This is a genomic window from Streptomyces antimicrobicus (assembly GCF_020532625.1).
Taxonomy (GTDB): Bacteria; Actinomycetota; Actinomycetes; order Streptomycetales; family Streptomycetaceae; genus Streptomyces; species Streptomyces antimicrobicus.
Genome location: NZ_JAJAUY010000021.1, coordinates 38,823 through 64,489, shown reverse-complemented (window position 1 = coordinate 64,489; position 25,667 = coordinate 38,823). Strand labels below are relative to the sequence as shown.

At 73.8% G+C, this 25,667-nt stretch carries 23 protein-coding genes and 1 pseudogene; 13 read left to right on the top strand and 11 right to left on the bottom strand.

What is annotated here, in order from left to right; all coding sequences use genetic code 11:
* A partial coding sequence (locus LG632_RS08490) for a sensor histidine kinase (protein ID WP_226726237.1) occupies window positions 1-1,499 on the bottom strand: 1,499 nt, incomplete at its 3' end.
* Between the two features lie 362 nt (window positions 1,500-1,861).
* Between LG632_RS08490 and LG632_RS08485 the strand changes: the two genes are divergently transcribed.
* The 5 genes from LG632_RS08485 to LG632_RS08465 all read left to right on the top strand — a co-directional run bounded on the left by LG632_RS08485 (window position 1,862) and on the right by LG632_RS08465 (window position 8,382).
* A complete protein-coding gene (locus LG632_RS08485; RefSeq protein ID WP_226726236.1) occupies window positions 1,862-4,465 on the top strand; it encodes a winged helix-turn-helix domain-containing protein in 2,604 nt (867 codons plus the stop codon).
* A 125-nt stretch (window positions 4,466-4,590) separates the two neighbouring features.
* Window positions 4,591-4,788 (top strand): DUF8691 family protein, encoded by a 198-nt coding sequence (locus LG632_RS08480; RefSeq protein ID WP_226726235.1) that lies wholly within the window; start codon window positions 4,591-4,593, stop codon window positions 4,786-4,788.
* A gap of 37 nt (window positions 4,789-4,825) precedes the next feature.
* A complete protein-coding gene (locus tag LG632_RS08475) occupies window positions 4,826-6,235 on the top strand; it encodes a DUF2252 domain-containing protein (RefSeq protein WP_226726234.1) in 1,410 nt (469 codons plus the stop codon).
* 166 nt (window positions 6,236-6,401) lie between these two features.
* Window positions 6,402-8,003, top strand: coding sequence for an MFS transporter (locus tag LG632_RS08470; protein ID WP_226726233.1), 1,602 nt, complete (start codon window positions 6,402-6,404; stop codon window positions 8,001-8,003).
* Between the two features lie 13 nt (window positions 8,004-8,016).
* Window positions 8,017-8,382: an amphi-Trp domain-containing protein gene (locus LG632_RS08465; protein WP_226726232.1), complete on the top strand. Its 366-nt coding sequence runs from the start codon at window positions 8,017-8,019 to the stop codon at window positions 8,380-8,382.
* Window positions 8,383-8,482: 100 nt separating this feature from the next.
* On the opposite strand, the gene LG632_RS08460 is transcribed toward LG632_RS08465, so the two are convergent.
* From LG632_RS08460 to LG632_RS08450, 3 genes are all read right to left on the bottom strand, one after another.
* Entirely contained in the window at window positions 8,483-9,502 is a 1,020-nt protein-coding gene (locus tag LG632_RS08460; protein WP_226726231.1) for a hypothetical protein, read from the bottom strand.
* The gene (locus tag LG632_RS08455) at window positions 9,502-9,903 is read right to left on the bottom strand and encodes an SHOCT domain-containing protein (RefSeq protein ID WP_226726230.1); all 402 of its coding nucleotides are present in this window, start codon (window positions 9,901-9,903) and stop codon (window positions 9,502-9,504) included. Before LG632_RS08455 ends, LG632_RS08460 begins: the two co-directional genes overlap by 1 nt.
* An 86-nt stretch (window positions 9,904-9,989) precedes the next feature.
* Window positions 9,990-11,336, bottom strand: a complete 1,347-nt coding sequence (locus tag LG632_RS08450) for a hypothetical protein (protein ID WP_226726229.1) — start codon at window positions 11,334-11,336, stop codon at window positions 9,990-9,992.
* 225 nt (window positions 11,337-11,561) lie between these two features.
* On the opposite strand from LG632_RS08450, the pseudogene LG632_RS08445 reads away from it, so the two are divergent.
* A pseudogene (locus LG632_RS08445) lies at window positions 11,562-12,848 on the top strand (diacylglycerol/lipid kinase family protein); the annotation flags it as partial.
* A gap of 645 nt (window positions 12,849-13,493) precedes the next feature.
* Here the strand turns inward: LG632_RS08445 and rpsN are convergent.
* Both rpsN and rpmB read right to left on the bottom strand, forming a co-directional pair.
* Window positions 13,494-13,799 carry a 30S ribosomal protein S14 gene (rpsN, locus tag LG632_RS08440; RefSeq protein WP_226726228.1) on the bottom strand — a complete coding sequence of 102 codons (306 nt, stop codon included), beginning with the start codon at window positions 13,797-13,799 and terminating at the stop codon, window positions 13,494-13,496.
* The gene (gene rpmB, locus LG632_RS08435) at window positions 13,799-14,035 is read right to left on the bottom strand and encodes a 50S ribosomal protein L28 (protein WP_226726227.1); all 237 of its coding nucleotides are present in this window, start codon (window positions 14,033-14,035) and stop codon (window positions 13,799-13,801) included. Before rpmB ends, rpsN begins: the two co-directional genes overlap by 1 nt.
* Window positions 14,036-14,102: 67 nt before the next feature.
* On the opposite strand from rpmB, the gene rpmG reads away from it, so the two are divergent.
* The 4 genes from rpmG to rpsR are packed head-to-tail and all read left to right on the top strand — an operon-like array spanning window position 14,103 to window position 15,984.
* Window positions 14,103-14,267, top strand: coding sequence for a 50S ribosomal protein L33 (gene rpmG, locus LG632_RS08430; RefSeq protein ID WP_226726226.1), 165 nt, complete (start codon window positions 14,103-14,105; stop codon window positions 14,265-14,267).
* 33 nt (window positions 14,268-14,300) lie between these two features.
* Window positions 14,301-14,549 (top strand): type B 50S ribosomal protein L31, encoded by a 249-nt coding sequence (locus LG632_RS08425; protein ID WP_226726225.1) that lies wholly within the window; start codon window positions 14,301-14,303, stop codon window positions 14,547-14,549.
* Window positions 14,546-15,688: a CobW family GTP-binding protein gene (locus LG632_RS08420; RefSeq protein ID WP_226726224.1), complete on the top strand. Its 1,143-nt coding sequence runs from the start codon at window positions 14,546-14,548 to the stop codon at window positions 15,686-15,688. The genes LG632_RS08425 and LG632_RS08420 overlap by 4 nt, the downstream gene beginning before the upstream one ends.
* 56 nt (window positions 15,689-15,744) lie before the next feature.
* On the top strand, window positions 15,745-15,984 hold the full coding sequence (rpsR, locus tag LG632_RS08415; protein ID WP_226726223.1) for a 30S ribosomal protein S18: 240 nt from the start codon (window positions 15,745-15,747) through the stop codon (window positions 15,982-15,984).
* Between the two features lie 42 nt (window positions 15,985-16,026).
* On the opposite strand, the gene LG632_RS08410 is transcribed toward rpsR, so the two are convergent.
* The 4 genes from LG632_RS08410 to LG632_RS08395 form a co-directional block, all read right to left on the bottom strand.
* The gene (locus LG632_RS08410; RefSeq protein WP_226726222.1) at window positions 16,027-18,327 is read right to left on the bottom strand and encodes an ATP-binding protein; all 2,301 of its coding nucleotides are present in this window, start codon (window positions 18,325-18,327) and stop codon (window positions 16,027-16,029) included.
* A gap of 120 nt (window positions 18,328-18,447) precedes the next feature.
* Window positions 18,448-19,164 (bottom strand): GPR1/FUN34/YaaH family transporter, encoded by a 717-nt coding sequence (locus LG632_RS08405; RefSeq protein WP_226726221.1) that lies wholly within the window; start codon window positions 19,162-19,164, stop codon window positions 18,448-18,450.
* A 75-nt stretch (window positions 19,165-19,239) separates the two neighbouring features.
* Window positions 19,240-19,815: a Dps family protein gene (locus tag LG632_RS08400; protein WP_226726220.1), complete on the bottom strand. Its 576-nt coding sequence runs from the start codon at window positions 19,813-19,815 to the stop codon at window positions 19,240-19,242.
* A 133-nt stretch (window positions 19,816-19,948) separates the two neighbouring features.
* Window positions 19,949-20,962 (bottom strand): alpha/beta hydrolase, encoded by a 1,014-nt coding sequence (locus LG632_RS08395; RefSeq protein WP_374203430.1) that lies wholly within the window; start codon window positions 20,960-20,962, stop codon window positions 19,949-19,951.
* Window positions 20,963-21,454: 492 nt separating this feature from the next.
* Between LG632_RS08395 and LG632_RS08390 the strand changes: the two genes are divergently transcribed.
* From LG632_RS08390 to LG632_RS08380, 3 genes are all read left to right on the top strand, one after another.
* Complete coding sequence (locus LG632_RS08390) at window positions 21,455-23,341, top strand: amidohydrolase (protein WP_226726218.1); 1,887 nt, start codon at window positions 21,455-21,457, stop codon at window positions 23,339-23,341.
* A 122-nt stretch (window positions 23,342-23,463) separates the two neighbouring features.
* Window positions 23,464-24,126, top strand: coding sequence for a hydrolase (locus LG632_RS08385; RefSeq protein ID WP_226726217.1), 663 nt, complete (start codon window positions 23,464-23,466; stop codon window positions 24,124-24,126).
* 38 nt (window positions 24,127-24,164) lie between these two features.
* Entirely contained in the window at window positions 24,165-24,689 is a 525-nt protein-coding gene (locus LG632_RS08380) for a DoxX family protein (RefSeq protein WP_226726240.1), read from the top strand.
* A 70-nt stretch (window positions 24,690-24,759) separates the two neighbouring features.
* Here LG632_RS08380 and LG632_RS08375 read toward each other — a convergent pair whose 3' ends face one another.
* Complete coding sequence (locus LG632_RS08375) at window positions 24,760-25,557, bottom strand: helix-turn-helix domain-containing protein (protein ID WP_226726216.1); 798 nt, start codon at window positions 25,555-25,557, stop codon at window positions 24,760-24,762.
* Window positions 25,558-25,667: the final 110 nt, after the last annotated feature.

Here is a 25,667-nt window from a genome sequence, read left to right as displayed (position 1 = left end):
GGCTCCGCGAGCGGCGACGGCGAGGATGCGGCGGCCGGGGCCGCGACCCAGGCGAGGGCCGCCTCCGGGACGGCCGCCGACGGCAGGGGCCCGGGGGACGGCGTGGACGGCGTAGGAGGGGAGGGACGGCTGGGCTCGGTGGGACGGGCGGGCGCAGTGGGACGGGCGGTGGGGTGCAGGACGGTCGGGGGGTCGGCCTGGTGCGGGAACGGCACCCGGGCTGGCTGGAGGAGGGGCGCCGAGGGGAAAGGGGTCGGCTCCGAGGGGCACCAGGCCGTGCCCGTCGAGGTCGGGGCGTGCGCGCCCAGGAGGTCCTGGGGAAGGACCAGGACCGCCAGGACCCCGCCGTAGATGTTCGACTTGAGCTCGACCGCGATCCCGTGCCGCCGCGCCAGCGAGGAGACCACGTACAGCCCGATCCGCCCGTCCGCGAGCAGGTGCCGCACGCTCACCTGGTCCGGGTCGCCGAGCAGCGCGTTCATCCGCTGCTGCTCCTGCGCCGGCATGCCGAGTCCGCGGTCCTCGACCTCGACGGCGATGCCCGCGGTCACCCGTTCCGCGCGCACCACCACGTCGGTGTCGGGCGCGGAGAACACCGTGGCGTTCTCGATCAGTTCGGCCAGCAGGTGCACCACGTCGGCGACCGCGTGCCCGCGGACCGTGCCACCCGCCGGCGGCACCACCTTGACCCGGGTGTACTGCTCCACCTCGGCGACCGCCGAGCGCAGCACCTCGCTCAGGTCGATGGGCCGGGTCCACTGCCGCCGGGAGGCGGCCCCGCCCAGCACGGCCAGGTTCTCGGCGTGGCGCCGGATCCGGGTGGCCAGGTGGTCGACGTGGAAGAGCTCCTTGAGCAGGTCCGGGTCCTCGACCGTGTCCTCGAGGTCGTCCAGGAGTGAGATCTCGCGGTGCACGAGTGACTGGAGGCGCCGCGCGAGATTGACGAAGACCTCGACCTTCTGCTCGCTGTCGGACGCGGTGGCGGGCCCGGCGAGCCGGACCAGCGCGGCCTGGGCCTGCTCCCGGGCGCCGCGCAGCTCCTGCGCGAGCAGCCAGAACTCGTCCGCGCCCGCCGGTTCGGTCCCCGCCGGCGGTACGGCGGCCCCGGTCCGCGCGGCGCGCGGCACGGGCTCGCCACGCTCCAGCTTCTCCAGGGCGGTGCGCAGCTCCTGCCGGCCGCGCACGCTGGAGCGGCGCAGTGCCTCGCAGCGGTCCCGTACGGTCTTGGCCGCGCGCTGCGCGCCCAGCAGGGCGGCAGCCAGCGCGCCGAGGACGAGCAGGACGCAGCCGGTGAGCACCGGCCAGAGCCGGGCGTCGGGGCCGCCACCGGCGCCGTGCCCGCCCAGCCGCAGCGTGAAGATCACCGCGGCGGCGCCGCTCAGCCCGGCGGCGAGCGTGGGCAGCACGGCGGCGCGGACCAGCTGGGGCCGTATCTGCCGGCCGGGACCCGTGACGGTGTGTCGTGACGGGGCGTGGCGGGCGGCGCGGAGTCCGGACATCGGCGTCCTCGGTACGTGGGTCCCGGACCCCTCTGGTGCCGAGGCCCGGTGTTGATCACCGGATACCCACGCTAGACCGCGCGATCCCGCCCTGGACGCCCAGTCGGGGAACTTCACCGGGGTGCTTCCCGCTGGCGAAGGAGCGCTCGCACGACAGCCCGAATGCGCCCGCAGCGCACACCCCGGGGCGCGCACGGGGGCGCGTCGGGGGCCGCGTCCGCAGCCCCGCCCGGGGGCCTGCGACCGACCCGGTCCCGCCCGCGTCGCCCGCGCCGGGCGAGGGCAGGCGTGGCGATCAAGACGGCTCCCCGTGACCATGGAGAGGTCGGGCGACCGAGTGAGCCCGACCCGGCAGGTGACACATGAGCACGCCCCTTGTGGAAGATCCGCTGCTGGCCACGAAACTGGCCGTGCCCCACCAGGCCCCCGGTCTCGTCCGGCGGCAGCGCCTCATGAGACGACTCGCCTCCGGCACGGAGGGACCGCTGACGCTGGTCGCCGGAGGGGCCGGGTTCGGCAAGACGGCCCTCGTGGCGTCGTGGGCTGCCGCACGGCAGACGACCGCCCCCGTGGTCTGGGTGAGGGTGGACGAGGACGACACCCCGGGCGTGTTCTGGGCCTACCTCGTCGAGGGCCTGCGGCGCCACGGCGTGCTGGCGGACGCCGACCTGGGCCGGCCCGTCCGCACGGACGCCGTGGCCCGCGGCCTCCTGGTGCGCCTGGCGTCGTTGCTCGAACGCCTGCGGACCCCGGTGGTGCTGGTCGTCGACGGCCTCGACCGGATACCCGGCGCGGGCGTGCACCGCGATCTGCGGTTCCTCGTGGAGCACGCCGGTCCGGCGCTGCACCTGGTCCTCATCTCGCGGGAGGACCCTGCCCTGCCGCTCCACCGCTACCGGGCGGAAGGCCTGGTCCACGAGATCCGCGAACGCGACCTCGCCTTCACCCGCGGCGAGGCGGCCCAGCTCCTGCGGGGCCAGGGACTCACCGTGGACGACGGTGTGGTGGAGCTCCTGCTGCGGCGCACCGAAGGCTGGGCGGCCGGGTTGCGGTTGTGCGCCCTGGCCATGACCCGGTCCGACGACCCCGCCGGGTTCGCCCGCTGCTTCGGGGCGTCGGAGCAAGCCGTCTCCGACTACCTCCTGACGGAGGTCCTGGCCACCCAGCCGGCCGCCTCCCGCGAGCTCCTGCTGCGCACGGCCGTCCTGAACCCGGTCCATCCCGAGCTGGCCACCGCCCTGACCGGACGGGAGGACTCCGAGCAGGTCCTGCAGGACCTGGTGCTGCGCCACGCCTTCGTGGAGCCTCTCGCCAGCCCCCGCTGGTACCGCTTCCATCCGCTGTTCGCGGAGGTCCTGCGCGCCCATCTGCGCAGCCGGCAGCCCGGGCTGGAGCCCTGGCTGCACCGCACCGCGGCGCGCTGGTACGTCGAGCGGGGCCGGACGGCCGAAGCGGTGACCGAGGCCGCGGCCGGGGGCGACTGGGCCTGGGCGGCGGCCAGGACCGTCGAGCACCTGATGGTCGCCCCCATGGTCGTCGACCCCGGTGCCTCCCCCTCGGCCGACACCTTCGCGCGCATGCCCGCCGCCACCCCCGGCCCCGCTCCGGCGCTGGTCGCCGCCGCCTGCTGCCTGACCCGCCACGACACCTCCGGATGCCGCTCCTGGCTCGCGCGGGCCGAGCGCCGGGCCGAGCGCCGGGCCGAGCCCCCCGGCCGGCCGCCGGAACGCTCCGGCCGGCTCACGGCCGCCCTGCTGGGGCTCCTGTCCGCTCCCGCCGGTGCCGACGACACGCAGGCACGCAGGGTCGCGGCCCTCATGGCGCACCTGCCGCCCGAGGAACGGCGCCGCCACCCCGAGATCGAACCGCTGCGGCTCTACGGGCTGGCGTGCGTCCGTCGGCGCGCCGGGGAGCTGCAAGCGGCCCGGGAAGGACTGGACGAGGCGGTACGGGCCTGCACCGGCGACACGACGGTCCTGCTCCGCCACCGGTGCCTGGGGCGGCTGGGCCTGGCCGACGCGGCGGCCGGTGCCCTGGCACGCGCCCAGGACCACGCGACGGCGTCCTTGGACGTCGCCGACCGGCACAGCGTCCCCGACGCCCACCGGTCGGGCGCCGCCGGTCTGGCCCTGGCCGCCGTGGCCCTGGAACGCGCGGAGCTCCTGACGGCGGCGACCGAGCTGGACCGCTGCGAACAGCTCCCGGACACCTGCCGGGACCCGGACCTCGCGACGGAGCGGCTGGTCCTGCGCTCGCGGCTGGCGACCTCGCGGGGCCAGGCGCAGGACGCGCTGGACCTGCTCGACGCCCTCACCCCGGCAGTCGGCTCCGAAGCGGCGGGGAGTCTGGCCGAAGCACGCGCCACGGCCGCGCTGGCTCGCGGTGACCCCGGCACGGCGGTCCGCGTCCTGGAGGAGGTTCCGGTCGGCCCGCCCTCGCGCACGGTCCTCCTCGCCGAGGCGCACCTCGCCGCCGGGGACGCGCGGCAGGCCCTCCACCTGGTCGCCGAGATCGAGGGCGCCGAGGACGCCACCCTCCCGGACCGGGTACGGCTGGCGCTGCTGCGCGCCCACCACACCCTGCTGGAGGGTGACGAGCCGGCCGCGCGCGACCGCTTCGTTCAGGCCCTCGACCTCGCCCGCCGCGAACTGCTCCGGCGTCCCTTCACCGAGGCCGGCCCGTGGGTACGGCACCTCCTGCGCGGCCTCGACGGTCGCAGCAGCTCCTGCGCGTGGGTCACGGCGGAGCCGTCCCGCCCCGGTGCCGTCGTCGTCGAAGCGCTGAGCCCCCGTGAGCGGGAGGTGCTCCAGCAAGTGGCCCGGATGCTGTCCACGGAAGAGGCGGCCGCGGAGCTGGGACTGTCCGTGAACACGGTCAAGACGCATCTGCGCTCCGCGTACCACAAGCTGGGCGCGTCCCGCCGGCGGGACGCCGTGGAACGCGCACGCGAGCTGCACATGCTGTGACCGCGCCGGGTGAGGTGGCGCGGCCCCTCACCTGCCGCGGGTGAGGTACGGGAGAGCGCGTCCGGTCAGCATGGAGGCAACGGCCCGGACCGGGCCCCGTCGGACGGGGAGGGAGGACGCCGGCCATGCGCTACGAATTCCGGATCGAGGGCTCCGTGTCCGAAACGCTGTCGCGCGCCTTTCCCGAACTGGACCACCACCTGGCGCCCCGCGACACCCGTTTCTTCGGCACCGTCACGGACGAGGCGCACCTGTACGGCCTGTTGGCGCGCTTCCGCGACCTGGGCCTGCACATCGAGGAGATGCGACGCCTGCCCGACTGAGACGTCGGGGCGGGCAGACGCGAGAGGAGGCGGCACGATGACCGAGCCCGTCACCGTCCAGGACTCCGCGCTGACCCCGGCCGCCCGCGCACGCCGGGGGAAGGCGGCGCGCGCCAGGGTGCGGCGCTCGGAACAGGCTCTGCTCGGCCCGGGCAGTGCCAGGCAGGACCCGGTGCGGATCCTGGCGGAGGAGTCCGCCGCGCGGGTGCAGGAACTGCTGCCGATCCGCTACGGCCGCATGCTCCAGTCACCCTTCCACTTCTACCGCGGCGCCGCCGCCGTCATGGCCGCCGACCTCGGCGCGGGACCCCACACCGGTCTGACGGCACAGCTGTGCGGCGACGCACACGTCATGAACTTCGGCCTCTTCGCCTCCCCCGAGCGCTCCCTCGTCTTCGACGTGAACGACTTCGACGAGACGTACCCGGGTCCTTTCGAGTGGGACGTCAAACGGCTCGCCGCCAGCCTCGCCGTCGCCGGCCGCGAGAACGGGTTCTCGGCGCGGGAACGCGCCGCGGCCGTCCTGGAGGCCGTGTCGGCCTACCGGCTGCGGATGCGGCGCTTCGCCGACATGCGCGTCCTGGACATCTGGTACGCCCGGGACGACGTCCACGACCTGCGCGCCATCGCCGCCGAGGGCGGCCGGCGCGTCCTGCGCCGGACCGATCACGTCATCGGCAAGGCCCTCTCGCGGGACCACATCCAGGCCTGTGCCAAGCTCGCGCGCCGGGTCGACGGGCGGTTGCGCATCGTGGCCGACCCGCCCCTGGTGGTCCCGCTGGCCGATCTGCTGGGAGAGTCCGCGGGAACGGACCAGGACACCCGGGTGCACGGCCTCCTCGACGACTACGCCGCCACGCTGTCCCCCGAGTGCCGACAGCTCCTCGCGCGGTTCCGCGTGGTCGACGTGGCACGCAAGGTGGTCGGCGTCGGGAGTGTGGGCACCCGCTGCTGGATCGTCCTGTTGGTGGGACGGGACGAGGGCGACCCGCTGCTGCTCCAGGCGAAGGAGGCCGGACCGTCGGTCCTCGCGGACCACGTCGCGGCCGTCCCGTACGACAACGAGGGACGGCGGGTCGTGGCCGGCCAACGGCTGATGCAGGCGGCCGGCGACATCTTCCTCGGCTGGCAGCGCGCCACCGGCCTCGACGGCCGCAGCCGCGACTTCTACGTCAGGCAACTGCTCGACTGGAAGGGCTCCTTCCCCGCGGACGCGGTGCGCCCGGAGGGCTTGCGGCTGCTCGCCCGGGCCTGCGGTTCCTCCCTGGCCCGCGCCCACGCGCGCTCCGGCGACCCCATCGCCGTCACCGCCTACCTCGGCACGGGGGACGCCTTCGACCGGGCCCTCGCCGATTTCGCCGAGGCGTACGCCGACCGGAACCAGCGGGACTACGACGCGCTCGTCGAGGCGGCCCGGACCGGCCGGGTGCCCTCGGCGGACGGCTGAGCGCGGGCCGGGCCGGTCAGGACCGGGCGGCTGACATCTTCGCCCGGCGGTCCGCGAATCAGCCGGGAGCGGCCCGGGCCTGCTTATGGTGATCAGCGGGCGCCGGCACGCACCGGCAGACGTCGGCTCGGCCCCGGGCCTGCAGGCCGGGCGGAAAGGTGGCGCAGTGGGACGATGGCGGGCTCTTCTGGTGCTCGGCACCGCGCAGTTCCTGATGGTGCTGGACACCTCGGTCATGAACGTCTCCATCAGCGCCCTGGTCCAGGACTTCGACACCGACGTGACCGCCATCCAGGCAGTGATCACGCTCTACACGCTGGTCATGGCCGCGTTCATGATCACCGGCGGCAAGATCGGCGACATGATCGGGCGCCGCCGTGCGTTCACCGTGGGGCTCTGCATCTACGGCGTCGGTTCCGCCCTGACCGCCCTCGCGCCCGAGCTGTGGGTCCTCACGCTGGGCTGGTCGGTCATCGAGGGCCTGGGCGCGGGCCTGGTCCTCCCCGCCCTCGCGGCCCTCGTCGCCGGCGCGTACCAGGGCCGGGAACGGGCCGTCGCCTACGGCGTCATCGGCGGGCTGGCGGGGGCGGGCATCGCCGTCGGCCCGCTGCTGGGCGGCTGGGTCACCACGTACTTGACCTGGCGGGTCGTCTTCGCCGGGGAAGTCGTGATCGTGCTGGCCCTGCTCTGCGTGGTGCGCTGGATCAGCGAGCCCCCGCGACCGGCCCGCCCGCCCCTCCTCGACGCCGGCGGCGCCGTCCTGTCCGCCCTCGGCCTGGGCTGCGTGGTGCTCGGCGTCCTGCAGAGCTCGACCTGGGGGTGGGTGCGGCCCAAGGACGCCCCGTTCACCGTCTTCGGCTTCGCCCCGACCCTGTTCGTCGCGGCCGCGGGCGGCGTGCTGCTGTGGCTGTTCCGGGTGTGGGAGCGGCGCCGCGAATCCCGGGGAGGCGACCCGCTGGTGAGCTTCTCCTTGTTCGCCATCCCCTCGCTGCGCGCCGGGCTGACCCTGCTGCTCGGTCAGAACCTCGTCCTGCTCGGCCTGTTCTTCGTCATCCCCCTCTACCTCCAGATCGTGCAGGGGCTCGACGCCTTCGAGACGGGACTGCGGCTGCTGCCGGTCTCGGTGACGATGTTCCTCTCGGCCCTCAGCGGGCCCCTCCTCGGGCGGGTGGCAAGCCCGCGGACGGTGGTACGGGCGGGCCTGCTGGTCCTGTGCGCCGCCATCGTCTGGCTGCTGGCGACGGTCCGGCCGGAGCTCGACGACGCCTCCTTCGCCTGCGCGATGGCCGTGCTCGGCATCGGCATGGGCCTGCTGGCGTCGCAACTGGGCAACGTGGTGCAGTCCAGCGTCGAGGAAGGGCGGCGCAGCGAAGCCGGCGGCCTCCAGTACACGGCGCAGAACCTGGGCTCGTCGCTGGGAACCGCCCTCATCGGATCGGTGCTGATCGTCGCCCTCGCGGGCGTCTTCGTGCGGCAGATCGAGGAGAACCCCATGATCTCCGACGCCGTCCGGCAGCAGACCGGCGTCGCCGTCCAGGAAGGGATCAGCTTCCTGTCCACCGACCAGGTCCGGGCGGCCACGCAGCAGGCCGGCGTCCCTGCGGCCGAAGCCGAGGCGTACGTGGACGACTACGCGCAGGCGCAGATCGCCGGTCTCAAGGCGGCCGTCCTGGCGGTCGGCGCCATCACCTTGTGCTGCCTCCCCTTCACCCGCCGGCTGCCCGCCGAGCACGCCGGGAAGCCGGCCGGCCCCACCCCCGTCGCCTGACCTGGAGGACATCATGTCGGACCTGAAGTTCGAGCAGAAGCGTTCGCTGTCCCGTGCCGAAGCCGCCGATCTGCTCAAAAGCCTCGCCCAGGCCCTCGGGGAGGGCGGGAAGGCCGAGGTCGACCTGGGCGCGGGGGTGTTGAACCTGCGGGTTCCCGACGAACTCCGCAGCGAGGTGGAGATCGAGGTGTCCGGCGACGAGATCGAGCTGGAGATCGAGCTGAAGTGGAGCATCGGCCGTCCCGGGAAGGCCGCCGCCCCCGCCCGGGACACCGCCGACGGGCCGGAGCAGGCCCCGACGCGGACGGCGCGCCCCACGCGGACCCGGAAGGCCACGGCGACGACCGGAGCCGGACGGTCCACCGCGAAACGCGGATGATCCGCCGCGCCGGCGTCAGGCCGGCGCCCCGGGGGCGCCCCGTGTGCCGCTGCCCCCGCCGGGCACATGCCCCCGCCGGGCACACCGGCGGGGGCAGCGATCAGTCCGGTGCGCGGCGGCGCCGCCGGAGGTGCCACACGGCGCCCGCCACGACCGAGGCCGCGGCCAGCGTGAGGAGCACGACCGGCCACACGCTGCCGGCCAGCCGGAGGTCGACGACGTACAGGAGCACCACCAGCAGCGCCGGCAGCACCAGGAACCCCACGGCTCGCACGGCCGCGGCCAGCATCCCGGGGTCCAGCCGGGACCGGCCGGCGCGCTGCGGCGGCAGCGGCGTGTCGGTCAGGTAGTACCCCGCGGCCCGGGCGAGCACCTCGCGGGTCGACCTGCGGTACGACACCGCCATGTACGGCAGCCAGACCAGCGGGGCCACGGTGCCCACGAGGAACGTGGCGCCCAGGAGCGCCCAACGGCCCGTGGTGGCCAGCCGCTCCCGCGCCGGCGGCGCGGTGTCCGCCCCGCGCGGGGTCATCAGGCCGAGCAGTTTGGCCATGCGGAGCGTCAGGGCCGTCAGGGCGGAGATCCTCCCCCGGGCCGGCTGCTCGGGGCTGCGTCGGTCCTCCTGCGCGTACGCCTCCAGCGCGCGCTCCGCGGTGTCGGCGTCCGGGTGGACGCCTTGGAGCACCAGGAGTTCGGCCGCGCGCCGCGGAGCGGTGGGGTCGCGTCCGGCCACCGCCGCCAGCTCCAGCATCGTCCGCGCCTGGCTCAGCAGCGCCGCGCAGAACGCGACCGGGATGAAGACCACGAAGGGGCCGCCGACGAAGGCGCCCTCGGTGATCGTCCTGCGGACGCCGCGTGCGACCACGTCCGCGCCGAGCGAGGGGACGTCCGCGTCGGGCCGCTCGGCGCGCAGCCGCGCCACGCTGCGCGCGGCTCGCGGTCCGGTGTGCCGTACCGCGAAGCCCGCGAGCAGTTCGGGCAGCCGGCCCGGCTCGCGCAGGGCCGCTCGCAGGAGGACCTCGGGCGCTCCGTCGGGCTCGGCCGCCGTGCCCTGGCGTCCCCCGGGCCGCCGCCGTTCCCGTCGGACGCGGCGGCCGGTCCGGGCGTCCTGCCCTGTCATCAGTGGGATGCCAGGACCTTCGTCTTGGCCTGCTCGTACTCGGCCGGGCTCAGGTCGCCGTGGTCGCGCAGCGCCGCCAGCCGGGAGAGCTCGTCGACCGTCGCCCTCGGCGTGTCGGTCTCGACGGCCGACTGGACGTACGCGCGGAAGGCCTGCTCCTGCCGGCGCATCTGGCTGACGTCGCGTTCACCCATACCGCGCCCTCGGGCGAGGAGGTACACGAAGCAGCCGAGGAAGGGCAGGAGGCAGACGAAGACCGTCCATCCCGCCTTGGCCCAGCCCCCCAGGCTGTCGTCCCGGAAGACATCCGTGATGATCTTGAAGAGGAGCATGAACCACATGATCCACAGGAAGAACCAGAGCATCGTGAGGAACGCGTTGAGCAGCGGATAGTCGTCCATCTTCGCCTCCGTCGGACGGCCCGCCCCGGTCCGGGGAGGCCTGTGCTTGGCGTACTCCACACTCCACCGTCCGCCTCCCGCCCGCATCACCCGGTCCGGGTGGGACGCCGCCCCGCCCGGGCCGTGTCGCCCGGCGCCGCCGCGAGCACGCCCAGGACGACCAGCACGAGGACGACGACCCCGAGGACGAGGGCGACGACTCCCGGCGTCGGGTAGTTCCACAGCAGCAGGGCGAGCGCACCCGCCCCGATCACCACACCGGTCGTCCACGCCCGGTGCCCGTCCAGCCACCGGCCCGTGGAACCGGTCCGCATCCCGAGGCGTTCGAGGGAACGTCCGGCGGCTCCGGTGGCCCGGGTGGCGGTCCTGCGGACGCCGCGGGCACCGCGTCCCGGCCCGTAGAGGTAGGCCGCCAGGGCCGTGACCACGGACAGGACGAGCAGCGTGCGGGCGCTCTGCCGCAGGAAGCGCACCAGCGTGTCGTACACGGCCGCGGCGGCGTCCGGGGGCAGGGCGGCCGGCGGCACGGAATCGAGGTAGATCCGCCGGGCCACGGCCAGCGCGACGAGCAGCAGGAGCATCATCACGAACAACCCGACGGCGGTGGCCAGCAGCCACACCCGGTGGGCGGGAGCGGCCCAGACGGCCAGGGCCGCCAGCACGAGCACCGCGACGGGCAGCCACGCGCCCAGGACGTTCAGCAGCCGCATCGCGTCCTGCGCCTGGTTGAGCTTCTCGACCTGGAGCAGCGGTATCTGCTTGTCCACCTCCGGGATGACGGAGGCCTTCTCGAAGCCGGCGTCCACCAGCCGGGCCTTGAGCTCGTCGGTCAGGGTACCGAGGTCCAGCACGATCATGTCCCCGCTGGCCTGGACCGCGCCGGCGCCCTCACCGGTCAGCACCTTCACGACCGCGGCCTGGGCGCGCCGGTTGGCCTCGGTCCAGACCGTCTCGAACTGGTCGCTCGTCACCACCTTCGACACGACGGAGCGCACCGCCGAGGTCAGGGCGCCCTTCAGGGGCCCCTCCAGCGCCTCGGCCCGGTCCACGACCACCGGCGGGGCATCGGCCTGCTGCAGCGCGCGCTGGAGTGCGTCGGTGATCGCGCCGACGTCCACGTTCGAGACCACCCGGTTGGTCAGCCGGTCGGTGACCGCGCCCTGCACCGCGGCGTCGTCGGCGAGGGGGGCGACCGTCTGCACGTAACGGTCCTGGTCGGAGATGGTGTTGGCGAGCCATGCCGACACCACGGCGACCGGTGACAGCAGGAGCGCCAGCAGGAGCAGGAGTGACGCGCCCGTGTACCGCAGGCGCCGGTGGCGTACCGCGGCCGACTTGCGCAGTCGGTCGTACTCCGCGCGCTCCTCGGGGGTCAGCGGACGGTCTTCGGCGGGGCCCCCATGGCTGTCCGGGGCCGGTGCTGTCGGCGTCATGCTTCCTCCTCGCGGCTGCGCGGCGTGGGCCGGTGCGCCCATCGGCTGGGCATTCCATCCTCGGCACGCGGTTCCGGCGCCCGCCTCACCCACGGCAGGTGAGGCGGGCGCCGGGCACGGGGCGACAGGGTCGCCCGGGCCGGGGGATGCGGGCGCGTGCGGCCAGGAGCTCAATGGACTTCCGGAAGGACGACCTGCGGCCGAGCGGAGGAGCACGGCGTGAGCATGCACACCAAGGCGCGTCTGGCGCTGCTGTCGGGTGCGGCAGCACTGGTCCTCATGCTGGTCTTCGCCGGCCTGCGCGGCCTCGTCCTCCTGGTCGTGGGGCTCGCCGGGGTGTGCCTGACGCTTGCCGCCGCATGGCTGTTCCTGGCACACCGCGGTCCGGTCAGATGGCTGGCGGTGTTCCTGCTCGCGGCGGCGCCGGCGGTCGTGGTCGTCTGGTACGTGCGCGCCGAACTGCTGTGGGTGGTCCTCTGCGCGGCGCTGCTGTGGGCGCTGGCGGTGGCCGCCGGACGGTCCGCGCTCGCCGACGAGGGCCGCTCCCGGATGCCGCAGCTGCCGGCCGCGCCGCCGAAACGGCCGTTCATCATCATGAACCCGCGTTCGGGAGGCGGGAAGGTCGGCGCGTTCCGCCTGCGGGAGAAGGCGGAGGCGTTGGGGGCGGAGGTGGCGCTCCTCGACCCCGAGCACCCTCAGGACGTCGCCGCCCTCGCCCGCCGGGCGGTGGACCGGGGCGCCGACCTCGTCGGGGTCGCGGGCGGCGACGGCACGCAGGCCCTGGTGGCGGGCGTGGCGGCGGAGCGGGGCGTCCCGTTCCTGGTCGTCAGCGCGGGCACCCGCAACCACTTCGCGATGGACCTCGGCCTGGACCGCGACGACCCGGCGACCTGCCTGGACGCCCTGACCGACGGGGTGGAGCTGCGGGTGGACCTCGGCAGGATCGGGGACCGGGTCTTCGTCAACAACGCCTCCTTCGGGACGTACGCGGAGGTGGTCCAGAGCCCCGCGTACCGCGACGACAAGGTCCGCACGATCCTGGCGCTGCTGCCGGACCTGCTCGCGCGCCACAGCGGCCCGCGGCTGCGCGTGTGCGCCGACGGCACGACCGTCGAGGAGCCGCAGGCGGTGCTGGTGAGCAACAATCCGTACGGCAGGGGTGACGCCGTGGGACTGGGACGCCGCACCCGGTTGGACACCGGGCGGCTCGGCGTCCTGAGTGTGAAGGTGAACAACGCCGCGCAAGCCGTCGGGGTCGTGCGGCACGGCCGCTCCGGGGGGCTGACCACGCTCAGCGCGCGGGAGGTCGTGGTCGACTCCGACGCCCCGCTCGTGCGGGTCGGCGTGGACGGCGAGTCGCTGACCATGCCGGCCCCGGTGCACTGCGTCTCGGAGCCCGGCGCCCTGCGGGTGCTGGTCCCCCGCCACCGGCCCGGCCTGCGGGCGGGCGCGCCGCTGAACTGGGCCGACGTGCGCAGGCTGGCCATGACGGTGGGCAGGAAGGCCGTCGGCGGCGCGTCCGTCCAGGGCCCGGGGCGCGACCGCCGCGCGGGAGGCCGGCACTGGGGTCACCGCTCGGCCGGCGGCCCCCGGTTCGACTACTCCGGCGCCGTGTACGGGTCGCTGCTGGCCGCCTCCGTGATCGTCGGCGCCGGTGGACTCGGGCACTTCCCCAAGGTGGAGCTGATCGTGCTGCTGCTCGGCACGGCCGCCGTGTTCTGGGCCGCGCACGTCTTCGCGAGGCTCTTCGGCGCGTCACTGGCCGACGAGCGGTTGTCCTGGCGGGAGTTGCGCAAGGTGAGCGCCGAGGAAAGACCCCTCCTCGAAGCGGCCCTGCCGCCCGCCGCGGCCGTCGCGCTCAGCGAGCCTCTCGGTCTCGACGTCGCCGGGGCCATGTGGTTCGCGCTCGCCGTGGCCCTCACCGGCCAGGTGGGCTGGGCGGTGGCCGGCGCGGTGCGGGCGGGGGCGCCGCGCCGCCTCGTCGCCGCGGCGGCGGCGGCCAGCCTCGTGCTCGGCCTGGTGATCATCTTCCTCAAGACGGCCCTGACCCACTGAAGCCCGGCGCCCCGCGCACCCGAACGGCGTGCGGCGCCGCAACGGCCCCCCCCCCTGCCGCAGACGTGGGCCGTTGCGGCGCCGCCCGTCCGGACCGGCCTGTCACCAGGACGACTTGGTCACCCCCGGGAGGAACCCGGCGTGCGCCTGCTGGCGCACCCGCACCCGGGACAGGCCGAACGTGCGCAGGTGCCCCCGGGGCCGGCCGTCGACGGCGTCGCGGTTGCGCACCCGCGTCGCGCTCGCGTCGCGCGGCTGCCTGCGCAGCTCGGCCGCGGCCGCTTCCCGTTCGGCTGCGGTGGAGGAGGGCCTGCGGACGATCTCCTTCAGCTCCGCCCGCCGGGCGGCGTACCGCTGGACGGTCGCCTTGCGCTGCTCGTTCCGCGCGATCTTGCTCTTCTTGGCCATCAGACCTTCTCCCCGCGTGCCCGGATCCGTGCCACCGCCGCCTCGATCCCGATGCTGTCGACGGTCTTGACGGCCCTCGCGCTGAGGGTGAGCCGGACGTGCCGCCCCTCGCTGGGCAGCCAGTACCGCTTGCGCTGGATGTTGGGGTCGAAGCGGCGCGCGGTGCGCCGGTGCGAGTGGGAGACGGTGTTGCCGAATCCCGGGCGGGCGCCGGTCAGTTGGCAGTGTGCGGACATGGGCGTGCCTGCCTCTCCACCGCCGGAGCGGTATCGATAATGGAAATCATTGCCATATAGTAGCGGCATGGCACGCACCGAAGTACGTCCGGTCGTCAAGCTCCGCTCCACGGCCGGCACCGGATACACCTACGTCACCCGCAAGAACCGCCGGAACGACCCGGAGCGGATGGTGCTGCGGAAGTTCGACCCGGTCGTCCGCCGGCACGTCGACTTCCGCGAAGAGCGCTGACCGCCCCACCGGCCACTCCCCGAAGGACCGACCATGAAGCCCGGAATCCACCCCGCCTACGGCCCCGTCGTCTTCCGCGACAAGGCCGCCGACTTCGCCTTCCTCACCCGCTCCACCGCCACCAGCGACAAGACGATCACGTGGGAGGACGGACGCACCTACCCCGTCATCGACGTGGAGATCTCCTCGCGGAGCCACCCCTTCTACACCGGCACCGCCCGCGTCCTGGACACCGCCGGCCGCGTGGAGCGCTTCCAGCGCCGCTACGGGAGCACGTCGTGAGCCTGCCCGTCGCCCTCGTCGCAGGGATCCACTCCGACGCCCGCAAGGAGGTGGTGCAGCGGCTGCTGCACGCCGTACCCGGCAGCGTCGCGCTCCACCACGACCTGGCCACCGCGCCCACCGGCACGGTGCTGCGCCTGGTGCGCGACGCCTCGGGTGAACTGTCCCGCGGCCGGACCCCGCTCGTCGACGACTGCGCCTGCTGCGCGCTGCGCGAGGACCTGCTCCCCGAGCTGGAGCGGCTGGCCGACAGCGGTACCGCGCGCCTGGCCGTCGTCGAGCTGTGGGACTCCGTCGAGCCCCGGGCCATGGCCGAGGTCGTCGCCGCGCACGGCCGCGGAAGGCTCGAACTCACCGGCGTGATCACGGCGGTGGACCCCGCGCTCGTGCTGCCGTGCCTGGCCAACGGTGACGACCTCGCCGACGCGGGTCTCGCGGCGGCGGCCTCCGACCGGCGCACGGTCGCGGACACCTGGGCCCGGCAGCTCGAGTACGCCCCCGTCCTCGCCCTCGTCGACAGCGAGGACGCCGACGACGAGGACCGCGCCCTGCTCGCGCAGCTGCACCCCACCGCCCGCCAGGTGCCCGCCGACTCCCCGGACCTGGTCGGGCTGGCCTTCGCCGGCTTCGACGTCGAGACGGCAGCGGCGGCGCAGCACCCCGCGTGCGCCCTGCTGCCGCAGGAAGCGGAGGAGGCGGGGGTCACCACCTTCGTCTGGCACCGTCGCCGGCCGTTCCACCCCGAGCGCCTCTTCGACGCCCTGGAAGACCTCTCCTGTGCCGCCGCCCGCAGCAGGGGCCGGTTCTGGCTCGCCGACCGCCCCGACACCCTGCTGGCCTGGGACGCCGCGGGCGGCGCACTCTGCGTGGAGAACGCCGGGCCGTGGCTCGCCTCCCTGCCGGACGCCGCCTGGGAGTTGGTCCCGCCGATGCGCAGGGCGGCGGCCGCCCTGGACTGGCATCCCGAACACGGCGACTGCTGCCAGCACCTCGTCTTCACCTCACCCGGCCTCGACCGCGAGGGGCTGGAACGGCTCCTCGACTCGTGCCTGCTCACCGACCGGGAGTACGCCGCCGGACCCGAGGCGTGGCGCGGGCTGCCCGCGGCCTTCGGCCCGCTCCTCGACCCCGTCTCCTGACCCGGCCGAGCACCTCGATCCCCACCCCCACCCCCACCCCCTGCGAAGGAGCCCCGATGGCCCGCCGCCAGAGCCCGCACAAGCCCGTGAAGTCCCGCCCCAACCCGCTCGACGCGGCCGGGATCACGTACATCGACTACAAGGACACCGACCTGCTGCGGAAGTTCGTCTCCGACCGCGGCAAGATCCGCAGCCGCCGCGTCACCCGGGTCACGGCGCAGCAGCAGCGGCAGCTGGCCGCGGCGATCAAGAACGCCCGCGAGATGGCGCTGCTCCCCTACGGCAGCAGCCGGTAGGACCGCCCGGCTCCGCCCGGGTGTGGCGGGCGAGGCCCTGACTCACCGGTCGGCCAGTTCGCTCAGGCGTTCCCGGGCCTCGGTGAGGCTGTTGGGGTCGGCTGTCGCGCCCAGACCGCGGCACCGGGAGAAGGCGTCCCGGGCCTCGGCAGCGCGGCCGGCGGCCAGCAGGCTGTTGCCGAGGTGGATCAGGGCCCGGCTCTCCATGGCCGTGTTGCCGCTGGCGCGGCACAGATCCACGGCGATGCGCAGGTGCTCGACGGCCGCGGCCCAGTTCCCGAGGTGGGCGTGTGCGCCGCCGAGGACCACCTGCAGGTTCGTGCGGGTGAAATCGGCGACGTGCGGCTCGATGCGGTCAGCGACCTGGTCGAGGAAGGACAGGGTGCTCGGGACGGCCGTGACGGCTTCCCCGTGGCGTCCGGCGTCCACGAGGAGCTGGTCGTGCTCGACCTTGGACTGGAGGGCGCCGTGGAGGTCGCCGGCGGTCTCGAAGAGCGCGGCCGCCTCGCTGTTGTGGCGCGCCGCCTCGGCGTGGTCGCCGAGCAGCCGCCAGGCCCAGGCGGCGTACTTGTGGGACCACCCCTGCTGGGAGAGGTCCCCGGCCCGCCGGGCCGCGGCCAGGGCCTGGGCGGAGCGGTCGAGGCTGTCGCGGTGGCGGCTCTCGCACACCAGCAGCGCCCAGGCGTGGTAGTTGACCTGGGTGGCTTCCAGGAGGGGATCGCCGAGCGCCTGGGCGGAGCGGGCGGCGGTGGCGAAGACCTCGGGCCAGTGGCCCCAGAAGATCCACTGGTCGGAGAACCAGTGCAGGGCTTCGGCCACCTCCACCACGGTGGCGTGGTCACCCGCAGCGGCGGCCGCGCGCAGGGCGGCCAGCCAGTTGGCGCCCTCGGCCTGGAGCCACTGACGGGCGCGGTCAGCGGTGGAGAGGTCGACGTCGCTCCGCCAGGTGGCCGGCGGGGCGCCGTGGTCGGGTTCGTACCAACGGCCGGCCATGACGGTGGTCTCCAGCAGCCAGCGGTGCAGCGCCGACCGGGCCGCCTCGACCGCTCCGGCCGGCTCCTCGGCCCGGAGCCGGCCGCGGGCGTACAGGCGCAGCAGGTCGTGGAAGCGGTAGCGGTCCCGGTCGGCGCCCAGGAGGCCGGTCTCGACCAGTTCCTCAAGGGTGTCCTCGGCGTCGAACAGGGACTGCCCCGTCAGCTGGGCGGCGCCGGCGGCGCCGGCATCGGGTCCGTCGACGAGGGACAGCAGCCGGAACATGCGGGCTGCGGCCGGGGTGAGCTGGCGGTAGGACAGGTGGAAGGCCGCCGGCAGATGGAGGTCGCCCGCGGTCAGGGTGTCCAGGCGGCGCTCCTCCAGCGCGAGGCGGTCGGCCAGCCGGCGCACCGACCAACCGGTGCGGGTGGCCAGCCAGTTGCCCGCCACCCGCAGGGCCAGGGGCAGGTTCCCGCAGTGGTCGGCCACCTCGGCCAGCGCGGTCGGGTCGGCTCCGGCTCGTTCCGTGCCCACCAGGGCGGTCAGGAAGGCAGCGGCCTCCTCCGGGGTCAGTTCACCCAGCGGCAGGCGGTGCACGCTCTCCAGGCCGGTGAGCATCCTCCGGCTGGTCACCACCACCATTGCGGCACCGGCGCCGGGCAGCAGCGGGCGGACCTGGGCCTCGTCACGGGCGTTGTCCAGCACCAGCAGGCACCGCCGGTCGGCCAGCATCTGCCGGTACAGCCCGGGGCGACCCTGCGGACCGGCCTTCGCCAGGTCCCGGTCCGCCACGCCGAGGGCCTTGAGCACCCGCAGCATCAACTCGGACGGCTCGGGCGGCGCCTCGTCCATGCCCCGCAGGTCCACCATCAACTGCCCGTCCGGGAACCGGTCGGCCAGTTCCCGGGCGGCATGCAGCGCCAGCGTGGTCTTGCCCGCCCCCGGCGGCCCGCTCACCGTCGCCACCACCGGACGCTCCGCCGCCGTGACGGGATGCTCCGCCCGGTCGCACGCCCGAGGTCGGCCGGCGGCCCGGACGGCGAGCTCCGCCAGCCGGCCGAGCTCCTGCTCGCGGCCCACGAAGTCGTCGATGCCGCGGGGGAAGGCGCGTACGCCGGGGGGACTGTAGCCCCGGTCGCGACCGGCCCGGGCGGCGGCCAGCAGCCGTTCCCGCTCCGCCTCACCCAGTCCCAGCCCCGCGGCGAGCGCGGCGACCGTCCCCCGCTGCGGCGCCGCACGCCGGCCCCGCTCCAGATCGCCGATGCCCCGCACGCTCACACCCGAAGCCGCTGCCAGGGCCTCGATCGTCAGCGACGCCTCCAGCCGCAACTCCCGCAGCAGCGCTCCGAACGCCGCGCTCTCCCCCGCCACCAGGCCCTCCAGGCTCCCCGCTCAAGCCGGGCTGCCCGAGCATGTCGAAACATTTTATCGGGCAACTATCTGGGGCGGGCGGCCGGCGGCTCCGGCGCGGTGGCGTTCACCGGATCACGGTCACAGGGTCCGCCGGACACCTGCCTGCCGCTCCAGGTTGCGCAGTTGCACCGCCAGGTTGCCTTCCACGGCTTCGTGGGCGGGGCCGCGCCGTCCTACGGGCAGGACCTCCTCGCCCCTCATGTCCTCCAGCATCAGGGCGAACGCCGCGTACAGCGCGGCAACCGCCAGGAGCATGCCGAGTGCTCCGGAGAGGTGACCGATCCAGGTGGCGCCGGTGAAGTTGAACAGCGCCGCCACGGTGAACCTCGGTACCGCGACGCAGAGCACCAGCCACATGGAGCGCTTGCGGTGGGCGACGGAAGCCATCATGAGGGCGAACAGCGCGAACACGAGGCTGAGTACGCCGAGCACCCGGGCGCCCGCGGGCGGATCGAACGCCAGGACCAGGGAACTCGCGAGCCATGTCCCGGAGAAGCAGGCCATCAGGGTCGCGGCGAGCACGTCCCTCGCCCCGAACGCCAGCACGCTGACGATCAGTTGCAGGACGAAGGCCGGGAGGATGGTCAGTGCGACGGCCAGGTGGGCATCGTCGCCGAGCAGGCCCAGTTGCAGGCTTGCGACGATGACCGAGGCGATCGCCACGGCGAAGAAGCCGACCGGCATCGGGGAGGCGATGGGGCGCAGGGTGATGCGGGTCATCCGACGCAGGTCCGGCTCGAAGTGCCGGGCGGCCTGCGGGGTCCGCCCCGGTGGCGGATCGGAGGCGTGGTTCATGGGGTTCTCCTGTGGGTCGTGTCGCGGCGGGGCGCGGAGGCTCGGGCCGGCTCGGGCCGGCTCGGGCCGGCTCGGTCAGGCGCGCACCAGGGGCGTGTCCACCAGGTGCTCGGCCAGGAACCACGCCTGCTGTTCACCGGTGCGGACCACCTGCGAGACGAGCAGGTCGTTGGTGCCGTCGTCGCCCAGTTCGGCCACCCGCCCGGCCGCGTCACGGGCGTCGACGAGGATCGCCTCGTGGGCCTTCAGCAGCCGCGCCAGCATGACCGGCACTTCTTCGACGCCGTCGGGGGGCCTGGGGATCGAGGTGATCTCGGCGACGTGCCGCGGGTCCGCGACCGCCACGCCGCCCAGGGTCTGGACGCGTTCGGCGAGGGTGTCGACCAGGTCGAGCTGCTCCCCGGCCTGCTTGTCGAGCAGCAGGTGCAGGGGGTGGAAGGTCGCGCCGCGCATCAGCCAGTGGTGCTTCTTGTAGAGGCCGTAGAGGATGTGCGTGTCGGCCAGGACCCGGTTGAGTCTCTGGCAGGAGTACATGCGGGCCTCGTAGGAGAGACCGAGCGGCATCTGCCGGACGGTGCCGAACTCCTGGATGACGGAGCCCTTCTGATGCAGCCGTGGCCAGCTGCTCGCACGCTGCGCTTCGATGGTCATGGTCCGCCTCCTGCGGTTCGGGGGGTGTGTGCGCAGGCGACGCTACGGGCCGGGCAAGGGCGGGTTTTGCCCGTCAGCGCACGTGACGGTGTCCAGCAGCGCACGGCTCGCCCGGGATGCGCGGGCGGCGCCCTCACGCGTCGCCGGGGCGCGTACGGAGCTGCGCGGACGGACCCGGGTTCGTCCGCGCAGCGGTGCCTCGGCCCCGGACGCCGTGCAGGGCGACGTGCAGGGTGTCGGCGGCCAGCGCGACGGCGGCGGCGGCCGCACGGGTCCCGCGCAGGGCGTCCAGCATGACGAAGTCGTGGATGACGCCCTGGAAGCGGACGGCGACGACGGGAACGCCTGCCGCTCGGAGCTTGCCCGCGTACGCTTCGCCCTCGTCGCGCAGCACGTCGGCTTCCGCAGTGATCACCAAGGCGGGAGGAAGGCCGGTGAGTTGCTCGGTGGTCGCCCGCAGGGGGGAGGCGGTGATCTCTGCGCGTTCCGCCTCGTCCGTCGTGTACTGGTCCCAGAACCACTGCATGCCGTCGCGGCGCAGGAAGTACCCCGTGGCGAACCGGTGGTACGAGCCGGTGTCGAAGGCGGCGTCGGTGACGGGGTAGAACAGCACCTGCTGCACCAGCGGGACACCACCGCGCTCCTTGGCCATCAAGGTCAGCGCGGCCGCCATGTTCCCGCCCGCCGAGTCACCCGCGACCGCGACGCGGCCACCGTCCAGCCCGTTCGTCGTGCCCTGTTCGACGACCCAGCGGGCCACGGCGAAGTTCTGCTCGACGGCGACCGGATAACGGGCCTCCGGCGCGAGGTCGTACTCCGGGAAGACCACCGCGGCACCGGCACCCACGGCGAGCTCGCGGACCAGGCGGTCGTGCGTGTGCGCGTTGCCGAACACCCAGCCCGCGCCGTGGATGTAGAGGACGACCGGGAGCGGGCCCTCGCTGCCGGCCGGTGTGACGATCCGCACCCGGACAGTGCCCGTCGGGCCGCCCGGGACGACGACCCACTCCTCGTCCGTCGGCGGCTTGTCGATCTCGCCGGACTGGAGCTGGTCCATGACCTTCCGGCCCTGCGCCGGGGGCAGGTCGAACAGGTAGGGCGGGTCGGCGGTGGCCTCGGCGAAGGCGGCTGCCGCGGGTTCCAGCACAGGCCGAACCGGCTCGGCGGCGGCATCGGGCACAGCGACCTCCAGGACGTACGGGAGCGTGCCGGCGCTTGCGGCACGGCGGGCCGGGCGGCACTGCCGGCGGCGCCGACGTGACGTCCCGCGAGGCTAACGGCGCCGTCCGGGGCGGTTTCTCCGACAGTGCACTCGTCCTTTCCCTGCTGCGCACTCGCCACCACCTGCCCCTGCCGTCGTCCGGGGCGGGTCCGGACAGCACGGTGCGCGGTCAGGCAAAGTCCTGTGCGCTCGCGGGTAATTGCGCTGGCGGGAGGGTGCCTACTTTGGCGGTGCGGCGCATTCACCGGGTTCCACGGTGACCGACGTCCGCGTCTTCAGGTCCGCGTCCTCAGGTCCGCGTCCTCAGGTCCGGGGTCTTCGCGTCCGCGTCTCAGGCCCGTGTTTCCCGGGCCCGTGCTTCCCGGTCCGCGATGCGGGACCACGTCACTTTTCCAGCGGGAGAGGGAGTCCCCCACCATGTCAACGATGCCCGTCGGCGGGCTGGTTGCCCAGCCGGTCGGCGATGCCGCCGACCTGGTCGTCCGCAACGCCAAGATCCACACCGGAGACCCGTCGCGGCCGCAGGCCGAGGCACTGGCCGTCCGCGAAGGCGTCATCACGGTCGTCGGCGACGACAGGGACGTGGCCGGTCACATCGGGCCGGACACCCAGGTGGTCGACGCGCTGGGACGACGGGTGATCCCCGGCCTCAACGACTCCCATCTCCACGTGATCCGCGGAGGCCTCAACTACGTACTCGAATTGCGCTGGGACGGCGTACGCAGTCTGCGCCAGGCACTGGCGATGCTCCGTGAGCAGGCGGCCCGTACTCCCAAGGGCCAGTGGGTCCGTGTCGTCGGCGGATGGTCGGCGGAGCAGTTCGCCGAACGACGGCTGCCGACCGTCGCCGAGTTGAACGCGGCCGCCCCCGACACTCCCGTGTTCGTCCTGCACCTGTACCAGTCCGCCGTCCTGAACCGGGCGGCGCTCAAGGCCGCCGGCTTCACCAAGGACACCCCCGATCCGCAGGGCGGCCAGGTCGTGCGGGGCCGCGACGGCGAACCGACCGGCATGCTGCTGGCGTCGCCGAGCGCCCTGATCCTCTACTCCACCCTCGCCAAGGCTCCGGTGCTGGAGGGCGAGGACAGGAAGACCTCCACCCGCCATTTCCTGCGCGAGCTGAACAGGTTCGGGCTGACGTCGGCGATCGACGCCGCGGGGGGTTTCCAGAACTTCCCCGACAACTACGCGACCGTCGTCGAGCTGGCCGAGGAAGGCCGGTTGTCGCTGCGCATCTCCTACCATCTCTTTCCGCAGACCCCGGGCCAGGAGATCGACGATCTCGCTCGCTGGATCGGGACGGTCCGTCCCGAGGACGGCGACGCGTGGCTGCGCCTGAACGGTGCCGGTGAGAACCTCACCTGGGCAGCCGCGGACTTCGAGAACTTCACCCAGCCGCGACCGGAACTCTCCGCCGGCTACGAGGTGGAATTCGAGAAGGCGGTCCGCCTCCTCATGGAGAACGGATGGGGATTCCGGCTGCACGCCACCTATGACGAGACCATCCGCCGCGATCTCGGCGTGTTCGAGAAGCTCGCCGCGGAAGGGCTCTTCCCGGCCGGGAACCGGTGGCTGTTCGACCACGCCGAGACCGTCTCCGCGCACAGCCTCGACCGCATCGCCGACCTCGGCGGCGCGATGTCCGTGCAGAACCGCCTGTCCTTCCAGGGCGAGGCGTTCCTGCGGCGCTACGGGCCGGGGGCCGCCGCCGACGCCCCACCGATCCGGGCGATGCTGGACCGCGGCCTGACCGTCGGCGCCGGTACCGACGCCACCCGGGTCTCCACCTACAACCCGTGGGTCGCCCTGCACTGGCTCGTCAGTGGCCGTTCCGTCGGCGATCTGACGCTGCGACCGGCCGCCAACCGCGTCGACCGGCAGACGGCGTTGGCGATGTTCACCCTCGCCGGCGCGAAGCTGACCGGCGAGGACGAGGTCAAGGGCGTCCTCAGGCCCGGCTGCTACGCAGACCTCGCGGTGCTGTCCGACGACTACTTCACCGTGGCCGAGTCGGAGATCGCCGGCATCGAATCGCTGCTGACCGTGACGGGCGGCCGCGTCGTCTACGCCGCCGCCGAGTACGAGGGGCTCGACGAGGAACTCCCGCCGGTCCCGTCCTGGAGCCCGGTCGCGCGCTTCGGCGGCTACCAGGCCTCCCGCCGTACGGCCCTCACCGGTGCCCGTCAGGCGGAACTGCTCGGCGAAGCCGTCGCCGAGTCGGAGCAGCACCGCCGGTGGCGCACGGCCCGCGGTCTGATCCCGGCTGCGGTGAACACCCCCTTCGACCCCTGCTTCGACCTCTGAGCCTCCAAGAACCTCGGCCTTCGGCCACTCCTTCACGATCCCCGAGTCTCCGTCCGAGTGGACGGTCCAGCACGGCCGGACAGCGGTCCGCGTCGTCGCCCTTTCGAGAAAGGCACCTCCTCATGGTCAACATCGCCCAGGTCACCGCAGCCCCCGGCCCCGACCTGCTCACGCCGGACAACTGCGCGGTGCTCTTCGTCGACCACCAGCCGCAGATGTTCTTCGGCACCGGCAGCGGTGACCGCACCGCCATCATCAACTCCACCGTGGGCCTGGCGAAGGCCGCGAAGGCGTTCGACGTGCCGGTCGTGCTGAGCACCGTGGCCGCCGAGTCGTTCTCCGGTCCGCTCATGCCGCAGCTGGCCGAGGTCTTCCCCGACCAGAAGATCGTCGACCGCAGCACCATGAACGCCTGGGAGGACGCGGACTTCGTCGAGGCGGTCAAGGCCACCGGCCGGGAGAAGCTCGTCATCGCCGGTCTGTGGACCGAGGTCTGCGTGGTCCTGCCCGCCCTCTCCGCCCTCGCCCAGGGCTACGAGGTCTACGTCGTCACCGACGCCTGCGGCGGCGTCAGCCCGCAGGCGCACGAGCACGCCGTGCAGCGCATGATCCAGGCCGGCGCGGTCCCGGTCACCTGGGTGCAGGTGCTTCTGGAGCTCCAGCGCGACTGGGCCCGTACCGAGACGTACGCCGCGGTCGGCGACGTGGTCAAGGCGCACGGCGGCGCCTACGGCCTCGGCATGGTCTACGCGCAGGCCGTCATCGGCGCCCACGCCGCGGGCTGACCCTCACCACGGACACGTCGGGAACAGGCAGGGACATGATGGACGCCGGACTTTTGATCCTGCGGCTCGTGGTCGGACTCCTCATCGCCGGGCACGGTGTGCAGAAGGTGAGCTTCCACCTCGGAGGAAAGGGGCTGGCAGGGGGGACCGAGGAATTCCGAGGGGACGGATTCCGCGGTGGCCGGCTGACGGCGCTCACCGCCGGAGTCAGCCAGATCGGTTCCGGCCTGTTCCTGGCGGCCGGACTGCTCACGCCTGTGGCGGCGATGGCCGCCATGGGGGTCATGACGGTCGCCGGCACGGTGAAGTGGCCCAAGGGGCTCTGGGTCCAGAACGACGGCTACGAGTACCCCCTGGTCCTCGTCACCGCCTCCGCCGCTCTGGCCCTCACCGGGCCGGGCCGGTGGTCAGCGGACCACGCGCTGGCCGTCGTCCCCTGGCCGGTGTGGCTGTCCGTGACCGCGCTCGTCCTGGGACCGGCGAGCGGCCTGCTGACCCGGCTGGTGCTGCACCGGACGACCTCGGCGGGAGGAGCAACGTCCCAGCCGCGATCCGCCGGCTGACGAGTCCGCTGCGGAAGGGGCGGCGCCGCAGGTCGGCGCCGCCCCTTCGGCGCGCGAGCGGGGCGATCCCCTACGGGGAGGCCAGCGCTTGCCACTGGCTGGGAGACATGCCGTAGGCGTCCTTGAAGGTCCGGCTGAAGTGCGCCGGGCTGCTGAAACCCCAGCGGTGTGCCACCGCCGCCACCGTCGTCCTCCGGTTCGGGGTCCGGGTCAGCTCCTGCTTGCAGCGGTCGAGCCTGCGCCGTTTCACCCACTGGCCCGGTGTGGTGCCCTCCTGTTGGAACAGCTTGTGCAGGTAGCGCACGGAGATGCGGTGGGCCCGCGCCACGGACTGCGGTGACAGCTCCGGGTCCGTCAGGTGCCGGTCGATGTAGGCCTTGATCCGGTCGAGCAACTCGCTGCCCGGGGACTGCGCGGTCGGGACGTCCTGCTCCGCCTCGTCCTGGAGCATCTCCATGACGAGCACGACGAGCAGGTCCGCAGCGCTGCGCGTCAACTGCCCGATCATTCTGGTGCCGTGGGCCTCCGCCTCGGTGGCCAGGACGATCAACAGGTCCGACACCAGCGCTCCCACGCCCTCGCCGCCCCGTACCGTCATACCCGTGACGCGGTCCAGGTCCTCCTGCGACAGCGCCAGATGGCGGCGGGGCAGGCGGAGGACCGTCATCGTGCACTCCTCGGCGAACCGCAGGGAGCGCGGCCGATCCGGATCGCAGAAGACGAGGTCACCCGGCCCGAGTCGGACCTCCTCCCCGTCCGGGGTGGTCGCGGTCGAGTCGCCGAGCACCCTCCCCAGGTGGAGGAACCCGTCGTCCCCCGCGACCGGCAGCTCGGAGACGACCCGGATCTGTCCCGAAGGCACGCTCATCGAAGCTTCTCCCTGTGAGGAAAGAGGGCGGTGGAGGCGGGAAGCACGGTGTGCGGCCGTGGGCGGCCCCGCCGCTGCACTCTCGCAGGAGCGTGTTCGAACAGGCATCA